At 64.2% G+C, this 11,834-nt stretch carries 14 protein-coding genes, 1 tRNA gene and 1 pseudogene; 5 read left to right on the plus strand and 11 right to left on the minus strand.

The window, feature by feature from the left end; translation table 11 throughout:
- Nucleotides 1-292, plus strand: a 292-nt coding sequence (locus tag AC27IO_RS14710; RefSeq protein ID WP_498739401.1) for an I78 family peptidase inhibitor, incomplete at its 5' end; no start/stop codon positions are given.
- Nucleotides 293-356: 64 nt separating this feature from the next.
- On the opposite strand, the gene hemW is transcribed toward AC27IO_RS14710, so the two are convergent.
- The 5 genes from hemW to AC27IO_RS14735 form a co-directional block, all read right to left on the minus strand.
- Nucleotides 357-1,613 carry a radical SAM family heme chaperone HemW gene (gene hemW / locus AC27IO_RS14715; protein ID WP_498739403.1) on the minus strand — a complete coding sequence of 419 codons (1,257 nt, stop codon included), beginning with the start codon at nt 1,611-1,613 and terminating at the stop codon, nt 357-359.
- Between the two features lie 30 nt (nt 1,614-1,643).
- Entirely contained in the window at nt 1,644-2,243 is a 600-nt protein-coding gene (gene rdgB, locus AC27IO_RS14720) for an RdgB/HAM1 family non-canonical purine NTP pyrophosphatase (RefSeq protein WP_284429206.1), read from the minus strand.
- 121 nt (nt 2,244-2,364) lie between these two features.
- Nucleotides 2,365-3,096: a ribonuclease PH gene (rph, locus tag AC27IO_RS14725; RefSeq protein WP_272564819.1), complete on the minus strand. Its 732-nt coding sequence runs from the start codon at nt 3,094-3,096 to the stop codon at nt 2,365-2,367.
- A gap of 97 nt (nt 3,097-3,193) precedes the next feature.
- Nucleotides 3,194-4,096, minus strand: coding sequence for a PP2C family protein-serine/threonine phosphatase (locus AC27IO_RS14730; protein WP_284424634.1), 903 nt, complete (start codon nt 4,094-4,096; stop codon nt 3,194-3,196).
- Complete coding sequence (locus AC27IO_RS14735; protein ID WP_272548837.1) at nt 4,093-5,109, minus strand: serine/threonine protein kinase; 1,017 nt, start codon at nt 5,107-5,109, stop codon at nt 4,093-4,095. The genes AC27IO_RS14730 and AC27IO_RS14735 overlap by 4 nt, the downstream gene beginning before the upstream one ends.
- A gap of 75 nt (nt 5,110-5,184) precedes the next feature.
- On the opposite strand from AC27IO_RS14735, the pseudogene AC27IO_RS14740 reads away from it, so the two are divergent.
- The 4 genes and pseudogenes from AC27IO_RS14740 to AC27IO_RS14755 all read left to right on the plus strand — a co-directional run bounded on the left by AC27IO_RS14740 (nt 5,185) and on the right by AC27IO_RS14755 (nt 9,343).
- Nucleotides 5,185-6,093: pseudogene (locus tag AC27IO_RS14740) on the plus strand (YicC/YloC family endoribonuclease).
- A 40-nt stretch (nt 6,094-6,133) separates the two neighbouring features.
- Nucleotides 6,134-6,754, plus strand: a complete 621-nt coding sequence (gmk, locus tag AC27IO_RS14745; RefSeq protein WP_272564821.1) for a guanylate kinase — start codon at nt 6,134-6,136, stop codon at nt 6,752-6,754.
- 18 nt (nt 6,755-6,772) lie between these two features.
- Nucleotides 6,773-6,976, plus strand: coding sequence for a DNA-directed RNA polymerase subunit omega (gene rpoZ, locus AC27IO_RS14750; RefSeq protein WP_272564822.1), 204 nt, complete (start codon nt 6,773-6,775; stop codon nt 6,974-6,976).
- 96 nt (nt 6,977-7,072) lie between these two features.
- Complete coding sequence (locus AC27IO_RS14755; RefSeq protein ID WP_284402680.1) at nt 7,073-9,343, plus strand: RelA/SpoT family protein; 2,271 nt, start codon at nt 7,073-7,075, stop codon at nt 9,341-9,343.
- Nucleotides 9,344-9,361: 18 nt separating this feature from the next.
- Here AC27IO_RS14755 and greB read toward each other — a convergent pair whose 3' ends face one another.
- The 6 genes from greB to AC27IO_RS14785 form a co-directional block, all read right to left on the minus strand.
- Nucleotides 9,362-9,919, minus strand: coding sequence for a transcription elongation factor GreB (gene greB / locus AC27IO_RS14760; RefSeq protein WP_284407618.1), 558 nt, complete (start codon nt 9,917-9,919; stop codon nt 9,362-9,364).
- A gap of 79 nt (nt 9,920-9,998) precedes the next feature.
- Nucleotides 9,999-10,075, minus strand: a tRNA-Arg gene (locus AC27IO_RS14765).
- Between the two features lie 419 nt (nt 10,076-10,494).
- The gene (locus AC27IO_RS14770) at nt 10,495-10,674 is read right to left on the minus strand and encodes a hypothetical protein (protein WP_498739407.1); all 180 of its coding nucleotides are present in this window, start codon (nt 10,672-10,674) and stop codon (nt 10,495-10,497) included.
- Between the two features lie 32 nt (nt 10,675-10,706).
- Nucleotides 10,707-11,069 carry a hypothetical protein gene (locus tag AC27IO_RS14775; RefSeq protein WP_498739409.1) on the minus strand — a complete coding sequence of 121 codons (363 nt, stop codon included), beginning with the start codon at nt 11,067-11,069 and terminating at the stop codon, nt 10,707-10,709.
- A 4-nt stretch (nt 11,070-11,073) separates the two neighbouring features.
- Nucleotides 11,074-11,316: a hypothetical protein gene (locus AC27IO_RS14780; protein ID WP_498739410.1), complete on the minus strand. Its 243-nt coding sequence runs from the start codon at nt 11,314-11,316 to the stop codon at nt 11,074-11,076.
- 95 nt (nt 11,317-11,411) lie between these two features.
- Nucleotides 11,412-11,552, minus strand: coding sequence for a hypothetical protein (locus tag AC27IO_RS14785; RefSeq protein WP_498739412.1), 141 nt, complete (start codon nt 11,550-11,552; stop codon nt 11,412-11,414).
- Nucleotides 11,553-11,834 lie beyond the last annotated feature (282 nt).

Genomic DNA, 11,834 nt, shown 5'->3' on the forward strand with positions numbered 1-11,834 from the left:
CGCCCTGCTGGCCGCCGGCTGCTCCACCAACGCCCCCTGGGGCAGCGCCACGCCGGGCACCACCAGCAGCACGGGCGCGCCCGCGGGCGGCATCTGCAGCGGCCCACCTGCACAGGTGGTGGTGGGCCAGAACAGCACGGCCAAGGTGGTGGAGGACGCCCGGGTGCGCTCCGGCGCGCAGATGGCCCGCGTGCTGCGCCCCGACCAGATCGTGACCAAGGAATTCGACGCCACCCGCCTGAACCTGCAGGTGGATGCCAACGGCCGCATCGTCGCGGCACGCTGCGGCTGACGACCGGCACCCGGTCGGCTCGGCCGGTGGTGGCTGGCGGTCCAGGCGCCGGAGCGCCCGCCCGTCAGTCGGCCAGAAAGAGCGCCTGCAGGTCGCTCAGGAAATCGAAGCCCCGCTCGGTCGGGCGCACGCGCGCCATGTCGCGCTCGATCAGGCCCTTGCGCTCGGCCTCGTCCAGCGCCTTGGCAATCGCGGTCAACGGCAGGCCCGTGCGCGCCATGAAGTCCTGCAGCGCAAACCCCTCGCGCAGGCGCAGCGCGTTGAGCATGTACTCGAACGGCAGGTCCGCCCGGCGCACCTCGTCGTCCTGCGCCACCGCATGGCCTGCCAGCGCGTGGTCCATGTACCGCCCCGGGTCCCGAAATCGCACCTGCCGCACCACGCGGTGCGCAAAGCTGATCTTGCTGTGCGCGCCCGCGCCGATGCCCAGGTAGTCGCCGAACTGCCAGTAATTGGTGTTGTGGAAGCAGCCGTGGCCCTCACGTGCATAGGCCGAGATTTCATAGCGCTGCAGCCCGGCCTGCGCCGTCATCTCGGTGATGCGGTCCAGCATCGCGTAGGCCTGGTCGTCCTCGGGCACCACGGGCGGGAACTTGGCGAACACCGTGTTGGGCTCGATGGTCAGGTGGTAGATCGAAATGTGCGGCGGCCCCAGCGCCAGCGCGGTGCGCATGTCCTGCTCCAGATCGGCGAGCGTCTGGCCCGGCAGGGCGTACATGATGTCGAGATTGAAGGTCTGGAACGACTGCGCCGCCTCTTCCACCGCGGCCATGGCCTGGGCACCGTCGTGCACCCGCCCCAGCGCCTTCAGGAAACGGTCGTCGAAGCTCTGCACGCCGATCGACAGCCGCGTCACCCCGGCCGCGCGGTACGCCCGGAAGCGGTCTTTCTCGAACGTGCCGGGATTGGCCTCCATCGTGATCTCGCAGTCCGCCTCCAGGCGCAGCCGCGCGCGCAGGCCGCCGATCAACTGGTCGATGGCGGCGGGCGAGAACAGGCTGGGCGTGCCACCGCCGATGAAGATGCTGTGCACCGTCCGGCCCCAGATCAGCGGCAGCGCCGCCTCCAGGTCGGCCATCAAGGCGTCCAGGTAGCGCTGCTCGGGCAAGGCCTGCGCAACGCCACCCTCGCGGTACTCGTGCGAGTTGAAATCGCAGTAGGGGCACTTTTTCAGGCACCAGGGCAGGTGCACATACAGCGACAGCGGCGGCAGCGTGCCCAGCTGCAGAACGCCGGGCCGCATGGAGTGCTGCACGTCGCGCACGGGCGCCGGCGCGGCCTCCGCCGAGGCCTCGGGAACGATGGGAATGGAAAGGGACACGGCCAGGAATCTCCGAAAGGCGCCAGCGCCTCAGAACCAGCGCTCGCGCATCAGCGCCAGCATCTGCTGCGCCGACCGGCCCCGGTGGCTATTGGCATTCTTCACCTCCGTCGGCAGCTCGGCGAAGGTCTTGCCGAACTCGGGCACGACCATGATCGGATCGAACCCGAAGCCCTGGCTGCCACGCGGCTCGCGCGCGATCTCGCCCACGACCCGGCCCACGGCGATGAGCGGCTCCGGGTCCTCGGGCGTGCGCACCGCCACCAGGGTGCTCACCATCGCCGCGCGGCGCTGGTCGATGCCCTGCATCTGCTCCAGCAGCGCGCGCACGTTGTTCGCGTCGCCCTTGTCGTAGCCGAAACGGGTCGCGTAATACGCCGTGTCCACGCCCGGCAATCCACCGAAGGCATCGACGCACAGGCCGGCGTCATCGGCCAGCGCCGGCAGTCCGGTGTGCTGGGCGGCAAAGCGCGCCTTGGCCAGCGCGTTCTCCACGAAGGTCCGAAAGGGCTCGGCCGCCTCGCCGACGCCCAGGTCCGCCTGGCGCACAAGCACCACGCCGAGCGGCGCCAGCAGCGTCTGCAGTTCGGCCAGCTTGCCCTGGTTGTTGGATGCGAGTACGAGTTTCATGGTCAAAATGGCTTCCAGCACATATTTATCTAGGGCATACAGCTACAAATTTAATAGCAAATGCGATTTCCATCGGTGCAACGGGGCTGGCCAGGGACAGCCAAGCCCGCATTCGCTATCGCTATCCGTTGCGCAGCGCCTGCTGCTGCAGCGCCACCAGTTCGGCCACGCCCTTTTCGGCCAGCGACAGCAGGCGGTCCATCTCCTGGCGGGTGAACGCCACGCCTTCGGCCGTGCCCTGCACCTCCACGAAGTGGCCGGCGCCGGTCATCACCACATTCATGTCGGTGTCGCAGGCCACGTCTTCCACGTACTCCAGATCGAGCAGCGGCGTGCCTTCCACGATGCCGACCGAGATGGCTGCCAGCGGGGCCGTGATGGGCGATTCGGCCAGCTTGCCGCGCGCGATCAGATGGGCCACCGCATCCTGCGCCGCGACCCAGGCACCCGTGATGGCCGCCGTGCGCGTGCCGCCGTCGGCCTGGATGACGTCGCAGTCCAGTTGCAGGGTGCGCTCGCCCAGGCGCTGGAGATCGAACACGGCCCGCAGGCTGCGGCCGATCAGGCGCTGGATCTCCTGCGTGCGGCCATTCTGCTTGCCGCGGGCCGCCTCGCGGTCGCTGCGGGTGTGGGTGGACCGGGGCAGCATGCCGTACTCGGCCGTCACCCAGCCCTCGCCGCTGCCGCGCTTGTGGGGCGGCACGCGCTCTTCCACCGACGCGGTGCACAGCACCTTGGTGTTGCCGAACTCGATGAGCACCGAGCCTTCGGCGTGCATGGTGTAGCGGCGGGTGATGCGCACCGGGCGCAACTGGTCGGCGGCACGGCCGCCCGGGCGGGTGAAAGAGGTCATGGAATGGGGTCCGGTAGGAAACGAAAACAGGACGGCGAAAACAGAACGGTCACCCGGCAGGCGCCGCTTCAGGCCAAGCGCCGGGCGGAGCGAGCGTTCAGGCCTTGCGTGCGGCCGAACGGCGAATGGCCTCGTTGATCTCGGCAATGGAGCGTTCGATGGCCTCGTCGTCCAGGTCATCGTCCACCATGTCGAGCGGCCCGGCCTGGATCGTGGAGGAAAACCCGTCGTCGCTGATGCTGTCGGTCGAAATGCCCTGGGTGGATTCGAACGCATCGGGCGTTTCCCACTCCAGCGCCACCACGGTCACGTTGTCGCTGGTGTCGCCGGCCTTGCGCAGCGCGTCTTCGACCAGGTCGGGCACCGACTGCGAGACCGGCAGGCGGCTCAGCTGGCGGGCGATGGTCTCGTCGTCCAGCGTGCCCCACAGGCCGTCGGAGCACAGCAGGATGCGGTCGCCCTGCTCCAGGGCCACCGGGCCGGTGATGTCATAGATGGGCTTGGTCGGCGATCCCAGGCAGGTGAACAGCACATTGCGGTTCACCCGTTCGATGCCCTGCAGCGGCATGTTGCGCAGCTCCAGGTACGAGTGGTCGCGTGTGCGCGTGAACAGCTCGCCCCCGCGCACCATGTACAGGCGCGAGTCGCCGCAGTGGATCCAGCTGGCAGAGCCCTCCTGCACCACCGCCACGACCAGCGTGGTGCGGGGCGTGTCCAGCATGCCGCGGTCGGCCGCGTAGCGAAGGATCTGGTGGTGTGCGGCCAGCAGCGCGTCGGCCAGAAATCCGTGCACGTCTTCCAGCGTGGGCTTGGCGTGCCGCTGGAACGCGGCGGACACCGTCTGCAGCGCCAGTTGCGCCGCCACTTCGCCCTCCGGGTGGCCGCCCATGCCGTCCGCCAGCACGAACAGGCTGGACTCCCGCGTGTAGCAGTAGCCCATGCGGTCTTCATTGGTTTCGCGGCCGCCCCGACGGCTGACCTGGAAGACGGAGAATTTCATTTCGGCTTCGCCCCCATTCGCGTGGCCTCGCCCACCTTCTGCACATTCTTCTTGGTATCTGACACCAGCGTATCGAGCTGCAGGCGCATCTTCTCGCCCACGGACAGCTTGGTGTAGCGCCGCTCGCCCTCGCGGCTCAGTTCCTTTTGCAAGGCGAACACCGACTGGGGCCGCGACAGCGGGTCGAGCGCCATGCACCATTCGACCACCTCGATCAGGTTGTCGGAGTAAACGCCGCGCAGCTTGGTCAGCGCCAGCGACAGGCGGTCCTTGTCGGAGCGCTGCGGCGCCTCGTTGGGCGGGAATCCCTGCATGCAAGCGTAGATGCAGGCGCCGATCGCGTAGATGTCGGTCCAGGGGCCCATCGACGAATCGCGGCGGTACATCTCGGGCGCCGCGAAGCCGGGCGTGTACATCGGGCGGATGAAGTTGCCCTCCTTCGAGAGCACTTCGCGCGCCGCGCCGAAGTCGATCATCACCGCCTTGTTGTCGTCGGTGATGAAGATGTTGGCCGGCTTGATATCAAGGTGCAGCATCTTGTGCTGGTGCACGATGCGCAGGCCGCGCAACACCTCGTCGAACAGCGAGCGGATCGTGGACTCGCGGAACACCTTCTGCGTCTTGAGGTCGCGCGCGGTGATGATGAAGTCCTGCAGGGTGGCCCCTTCCAGGTAGTTCATCACCATGTAGACGGTTTCGTTTTCCCGGAAGAAATTGAGCACGCTCACCACCGAGGCGTGCGAGATCTGCGCCAGGGCCCGGCCTTCCTCGAAGAAACTCTTGAGGCCCAGACGGTACAGCGACAGCTTTTCGGGAGGCACCTTGGGCAGCAACTCGCCCGGGCCGCGGGTGGCCAGGGAAGAAGGCAGATATTCCTTGATGGCGACCTGCTGGCCGTCCGGGTCGATGGCCAGATACACCACGCCGAAGCCGCCGGAGGAGAGCCGGCGCACCACGCGGTAGCCACCAATCGTGGTGTCGGGCGGCAGGGGGGCCGGCTTGATTTTTGACATATTTTGCGAAGAAACCTCGGGCACGAATCGGAACCCGGATAATCGCCGGATCGCAAGCAACCACCGAAAAGTCCAATGGCAGTTTACAGCATGACCGGATACGCCAGCGCACAGCAAAGTGCATCCGCGGGAGGGGGCGAAACCGATGGCCGCACCCGCCGCCTGGGGCTGGAGATCCGGTCCGTCAACAGCCGTTTCCTGGATCTGTCGTTCCGCCTGCCCGACGAGCTACGCGCCCAGGAGCCGGTGCTGCGCAGCCTGCTCACCGCCCGCCTCAAGCGGGGCAAGGTCGAAGTCCGCGCCTCCATCGAAAACGAAGACACCACCGCCCTGCCCGACCCGGCACCCCGCCTGCTGCAACGGCTGAACTCCGCGCAGGACGCCGTGCGCGCCTGGCTGCCCGACGCGGCCCCCTTGAGCGTCGCCGACGCCCTGCGCCTGTGCGCGAATGCCGGCTCCGCCCAGGACGACTGGAGCGATGCGTCCCGGCCCTGGCCGAAAAAGCGCTGAAAGATCTCCTCCAAGCCCGCGAACGCGAAGGCAAGCGCCTGTCGGCCATGCTGCAGGACCGGCTCGAACAACTGCGCGCCCTGGCCCACCAGGCCACGCCGCTGGTTCCCAAGCTGGTGGAGCAGCAGCGCCAGCGCTTCATGGAACGCTGGAAGGAGGCCATGGCCCTGGCCGACAACGCCACGCTGCCCGAAGCCGCTCAGGACCGCGCCCTGACCGAGGCCACCGCCTTCGCCATCCGCATCGACGTCGCGGAAGAGATCACCCGGCTGGATTCGCACCTGGACGAGATCGAACGCCTGCTCAAAAAAAGGCGGTGAAGTGGGCAAACGCCTGGACTTTCTCATCCAGGAACTGCACCGCGAAGCCAACACGCTCGGCTCCAAATCTGCCGCCATGGAACTCACGCGCATCAGCGTGGACATGAAGGTCCTGATCGAGCAGATGCGCGAGCAGGTCCAGAACATCGAGTGAGCGATAATCCTGTTTTGATAGCAGCCAGCACCTATCCCGCATGGACTACCCTGGAAATCTATTCGTAGTGGCAGCGCCCAGCGGCGCGGGCAAGTCGAGCCTGGTCAAGGCGTTGCTGGAGCTGGACTCCCATGTGCAGCCTTCGGTCTCGCACACCACCCGGGCACCACGCGGGCAGGAAAAGCACGGCCGCGAATACTTCTTCACCTCGGAGCAGGAATTCGACGCCATGGTTGCCTCGGACGGCTTCGTGGAGTGGGCCCACGTGCACGGCCGCCGCTATGGCACATCCCGCAAGGCCATCGAGGAGCGCATCGCGCAAGGCGCCGATGTGGTCCTGGAAATCGACTTCCAGGGCGCCATCCAGGTCAAGCAGGCCTTTGCGAATGCCGTCCTCATCTTCATCCTCCCCCCCAGTTGGGAAGAACTGAGATCCCGCCTGGAACGCCGCGGGGAAGACGCCCCGGACGTGATCGAGATCCGGTTGAAGAATGCCGCCCAGGAAATGGAACAGGCCTACAAATTCGACTTCGTTATAATCAACGAACTCTTTGAGCGTGCGCTTTTCGACCTGAAAACCATCGTCCACGCTCAGCGGCTGAAGTATGCGGCGCAACGCCGTGCACGGGCCGATACGTTCGAATCCCTCAATATCACCTGATCCTTCTGGAGAAGACGCATGGCCCGCATTACCGTTGAAGACTGCCTCGAGCACATCCCCAACCGCTTTCAACTCGTGCTGGCAGCCACGTACCGCGCCCGCATGCTGAGCCAAGGCCATGCCCCCAAGATCGAAAGCCGCAACAAGCCTGCGGTGACCGCTTTGCGCGAAATCGCCGAAGGCAAGGTCGGTCTGGAGATGCTGAAGAAGGTCCCGGGCTGACGCGCCCAGGTCTGCTGCTGCAGCCCAATAGCACCGCTTTGCGGTGCTTTTTTTTGGCCAAAACCCCCGATCTCCCCAGCAAGCTACATTAAAGGGATGAATGCGGTCTTGAATAAACCATCTGCCCAAGACCCGCGCCCCGGCGAAAGCGGGGCGGCGGGAGGCACGTCCGCAGCAGCCGCCAACGCAGCAGCGGCCAGTTTTGCGGCCCTCACGGAGAACCTCGGCTACCTCGACGCAGCCAGCATCGAACAGGTGCGGCAGGCTTACCGCTTTGCCGACGAAGCCCACCTGGGGCAGTTGCGCAACAGCGGCGAGCCCTACATCACCCACCCCATCGCAGTGGCGGCCCAGTGCGCCACCTGGAAGCTGGATGGCCAAGCGCTGATGGCGGCACTGCTGCACGACGCCATGGAAGATTGCGGCGTCACCAAGTCCGATCTCATCGATCGCTTCGGCCTGCCGGTGGCCGAATTGGTGGATGGCCTCACCAAGCTCGACAAGCTGCAGTTCAACACCCGCGAAGAGAACCAGGCCGAGTCCTTCCGCAAGATGCTGTTGGCAATGGCCCGCGATGTACGGGTCATTCTGATCAAGCTGGCCGACCGCACGCACAACATGCGCACGCTCTCGGACATGCCGCGCAGCAAATGGGGCCGCATTTCTTCCGAAACCCTCGAGATCTATGCCCCCATCGCCCACCGGCTTGGGCTGAACCAGACCTACCGGGAGCTGCAGGATCTGTCATTCCGACATCTCCACCCCTGGCGCTACGCGACCCTGTCCAAGGCAGTGAACAAATCACGCAACCGGCGGCGCGATATCGTGCAGCGGGTTCAAACCGAGGTCGACACCGCGTTTTCGAAGCTGGGCATGAAAGCCCGCCTCGCAGGCCGCGAGAAAACGCTCTATGCCATCTACCAGAAGATGGACACCAAGCACCTCAGTTTTGCCCAGGTCACAGACATCTACGGCTTTCGCGTGATCGTGCCGACCGTGGTCGATTGCTACACGGCACTGGGCGTGCTGCATCAGATGTACAAGCCTGTTCCTGGGCGGTTCAAGGACCACATCGCCATTGCCAAGCTCAACGGCTACCAGTCGCTGCACACCACCTTGGTCGGCCCTTCCGGGGTCAACATCGAATTCCAGATGCGTACCGAGGAAATGCACGTGGTGGCGGAAGCCGGCGTGGCCGCCCATTGGCTGTACAAAGCACAGGATGCCGATGGATCGGCCGCGGAGCGCCTTGGCACCAAGTGGCTCCAGTCGCTGCTCGACATTCAGAACGAAACGCGGGATGCAGCGGAGTTCTGGGACCATGTGAAGGTCGATCTGTTCCCCGATGCAGTCTATGTCTTCACCCCCAAGAGCCAGATCATGGCACTTCCACGGGGCGCCACGGTGGTCGATTTCGCCTATGCCATCCACAGCAATGTAGGTGACCGCACCACGGCCGCCAAGATCAACAACGAGCAGGTCCCCTTGCGGACCGAGCTCAAGAACGGCGATGTGGTGGAGATCATCACAGCGCCGGTGTCCACACCCAATCCCGCCTGGCTGGGCTTCGTGCGCACGGGCCGCGCACGCTCGAAGATTCGCCACTACCTCAAAACGCTGGCCCATACTGAATCAGCGGGACTGGGAGAGAAGCTGCTGACCCAGGCCCTGAGGGCCGAGGGGCTGGAACGCCTGCCGACCGAGTCGGAGAACCAGGCACTGTGGGACAAGCTGCTCCGCTTCACAGGCAATCGAACACGCAATGAACTCATGACCGACATCGGTCTGGGCAAACGCATCGCGGGCATCGTGGCGAAACGACTCATGGTGCTGATGACGGAGCATGGACACCGACCCGATGCCCTGTTGCTGACCCGTGAAAGGTATTCATCCCACGAAACCCTGTCGCAAGGTGGCGTGACTTTGGACGGCAGCGAGAACGCATCCGTTCAATACGCGAATTGCTGCCGCCCGGTACCGGGAGACCCCATCGTCGGCTACCTGGGGCGCGGTGAAGGGCTGGTGGTTCATAACGCCCAATGCAGCGTGGCGAAAAAGCTTCAGCACAAGGACAGCGAGCGCTTTATCGCGGTGGACTGGGCCGATGAGCCCACGCGCATGTTCGAAACCGGCATCGTTGTGACCGTGGCCAACGGCAAGGGCGTCTTGGCACGCATCGCCGCCGAACTGGCGAGCTCCGAAGCGGACATCGTTCACGTCGACATGGACGATGAAGCCGCCATGGACACGACCGATTTGCGTTTTGTCATCGCTGCACGAGACCAGTCACACGTCGAGGCCTCCTTGCGCAATTTGCGCCGAACGCCCGCAGTGCTTCGCGCCTTCCGCGTGCTGCCCCAGGGGTAAGGCCGGCGCACTGGCCCCTTATGCCACCGGTTGGGGATAGCGGACGTCCAAAACCTCCAGCGTCCGCGTGCCACCAGGCGTGGCCAACTGAACCTGATCCCCTTCGCGGGCCTTCAGTAAGGCCCGAGCCACCGGCGACACCCAACTTACTTGCGCCAAGCCCGTCTCGACCTCGTCGATTCCCAGGATCGTGATGGTACGCTCGACGCCTTCATCGTCCGCATAGTGGACCGTGGCACCAAAGAACACCTGATCACTTCCGGCGTGAATGGCGGGATCGACCACCTCGGCAATTTCGAGTCGTTTGGTCAGAAACCGAATCCTGCGATCAATTTCGCGCAGGCGTTTCTTGCCATACAGGTAGTCCCCGTTCTCCGAACGGTCCCCATTGCTTGCAGCCCAATGAACCACTTCAACGATCTTGGGCCGCTCGTTGTCGATGAGATCCAGCAGTTCATCGCGCAGCCTGGCGTAGCCGGAAGGGGTGATGTAGTTCTTGCTACCCGCAGGAAGGGGTGCAGGGGAAAAATCTTCGTCATCGGACTGATCCGATTCTTTGGTGAATGCCTTGCTCATGGGTGCATTTTGATGCAGAGAGCATTCGAATCCCCAACGGAAAAAGCCCTAGAACATCACTGTTCTAGGGCTTACCGTTTGGTGCGGCTGGCAGGAATCGAACCCACGACCCCTTGGTTCGTAGCCAAGTACTCTATCCAGCTGAGCTACAGCCGCTAAGCTTTGAATTATAGCATGTTTTCAACGCCATCATTCAATTCTTGTTTTGATTTTTTACGCGAACTCTGTGACGAACTTCGCAATCAAGCAAGACTTAAATTCTAACCCATCTTTTGATGGCTGCTTGGCTTCGTTTGCAGAAAACGCAGGCATCTCAACTCTCATGTCCACGCAGTGCGCCTGAACAGGCACGCGAGGAATGGCCATGAACAGCAATCAAGCCCGTTGAACTGGTAGGGCGTGAGGGACTTGAACCCGCGACCAAAGGATTATGAGTCCATCGGGGAATGCTTCAAGATCAAGAACTTACGCCACTTTTCGTTCCGCAAATTATTGAAAAACAACGCTCGCCAGCCCAGCATCGACGCGGCACGCTATTTATTTGCGGAACACTTTTGGTGCGTCCTCTGGTCCCTTCATTGCCCGCTCGGCCGCCATTCGCTCAGCCCTGCAGCCAAGGCTGCGCACGCCAAACCAACAGCCCGGCTCGGCGCCACCGGCTTGCCCGTCGTGCGGCTGCGGCCGGCCACCCAATCCGCGTACGCAGCCCGACTCACGCCGAGGGCCTGGGCGGCGGTGTTGTAGGTGTAGCCCATGTGGGCCTGCCACCCGCGGAGATCAGCGGGTGTCATGGCTGCCAATCTGCCAAAAACCCATCAGCGAGCGGCCGGTGCTGTTCGATGATGTGCTCAATGTGCGACCAGGCAGCTGCGCGTCGCAGGAGGGCATCGTCCAACTCAGCCCGCAGCACCACCTGGCGAGCGCTGCGTGGTGCTGCGGAAGCAAGCAAACCCTCGAACGAGAGATCACCCGGGTTGTTGGCCTGTTCTGCCTCAAGCGCTTGGAGTGCCAGTTCCGCGCTTGCACAAGCCATCCTGTGCGCAATAGCCATATCGGCAAAGCCCAGTACAGACAACACACCGAGGTTGTATTCGTGACGCACCGGCCCCATGCCAACAATTGCCAAGGCGCGCTGTTGCTCGGGAGTCATCGCCTCAAGCCCGGACAAATTCACGACCGGCCGCCCGCATCAGATCGAGCGCATGGGCGTCGCGATTGTCGATCCAATACTCTGCGGGCTTGCCTGCAAGAGCCGCGCGGAGCGCTTGTACTTTTGCCAGTTCGGATGGCTTTTCCGAGAGCTTCGCCGCCATCGCATCCAGCTGTGGAGCGATGTCACGCATCTTGGCTTCGCGGATTTCCGTGGCCCACTTGACTTGTTTTTCAGTGCCTTGCATTTCTGGCTCCAGCCTCTTTTCCGGAAGGCGCCGGCGGCGATCACTGCGATCACCATGGAGCGAACTTTAGTCTCGTTTTGAGACTTTTGCAAGCACTATTTTTTGAGGGGCGCCCGGCAGTTCTCCAGCGCCGTCAAGAGCTGCCCCTCATACCCCGCCCGCCGCTCGATCTCCGCCATCGCGGCCCGCGCGAAGTCGTCCACGGTCGCGCCCGGGCGCAGGGCGTCGGTGGGCATGGCCGGCCGGTCGGGCACTGGCTCCTCGCATGCCACTGGGATCGGCACATTCACCTGCTGAACTTCCACCTGATTTTGCGTTGCGCACCCCGCAGCAATTGCGCAGCATGCTATCAAAGCAATAGCGCTCTTCATGGTGCTGCCCTCCCTTTGAGCCAGTCATCGACCCGAGCCTGCGCGCTGGCGCAAGCGTCACCCGGCACGGCGGCGGGCGCGGCGAGTATCACGTCGGCCTTGGCGTTGTGCACGGCGGCGCGGCCGGCGGCGGCCTGGCGAGCCGGG

This window comes from Acidovorax sp. KNOB132, from assembly GCF_057541515.1.

What these genes read in the sequence shown, in the direction of transcription:
- rph (WP_272564819.1), bottom strand. Translation starts at nt 3,096, where the DNA reads ATGACCTCTTTCACCCGCCCGGGCGGCCGTGCCGCCGACCAGTTGCGC.
- greB (WP_284407618.1), bottom strand. Translation starts at nt 9,919, where the DNA reads ATGAGCAAGGCATTCACCAAAGAATCGGATCAGTCCGATGACGAAGAT.
- AC27IO_RS14730 (WP_284424634.1), bottom strand. Translation starts at nt 4,096, where the DNA reads ATGAAATTCTCCGTCTTCCAGGTCAGCCGTCGGGGCGGCCGCGAAACC.
- AC27IO_RS14785 (WP_498739412.1), bottom strand. Translation starts at nt 11,552, where the DNA reads ATGCCCACCGACGCCCTGCGCCCGGGCGCGACCGTGGACGACTTCGCG.
- rpoZ (WP_272564822.1), top strand. Translation starts at nt 6,773, where the DNA reads ATGGCCCGCATTACCGTTGAAGACTGCCTCGAGCACATCCCCAACCGC.
- rdgB (WP_284429206.1), bottom strand. Translation starts at nt 2,243, where the DNA reads ATGAAACTCGTACTCGCATCCAACAACCAGGGCAAGCTGGCCGAACTG.
- gmk (WP_272564821.1), top strand. Translation starts at nt 6,134, where the DNA reads ATGGACTACCCTGGAAATCTATTCGTAGTGGCAGCGCCCAGCGGCGCG.
- AC27IO_RS14735 (WP_272548837.1), bottom strand. Translation starts at nt 5,109, where the DNA reads ATGTCAAAAATCAAGCCGGCCCCCCTGCCGCCCGACACCACGATTGGT.
- AC27IO_RS14755 (WP_284402680.1), top strand. Translation starts at nt 7,073, where the DNA reads ATGAATGCGGTCTTGAATAAACCATCTGCCCAAGACCCGCGCCCCGGC.
- AC27IO_RS14775 (WP_498739409.1), bottom strand. Translation starts at nt 11,069, where the DNA reads ATGACTCCCGAGCAACAGCGCGCCTTGGCAATTGTTGGCATGGGGCCG.
- AC27IO_RS14780 (WP_498739410.1), bottom strand. Translation starts at nt 11,316, where the DNA reads ATGCAAGGCACTGAAAAACAAGTCAAGTGGGCCACGGAAATCCGCGAA.
- AC27IO_RS14770 (WP_498739407.1), bottom strand. Translation starts at nt 10,674, where the DNA reads ATGGGCTACACCTACAACACCGCCGCCCAGGCCCTCGGCGTGAGTCGG.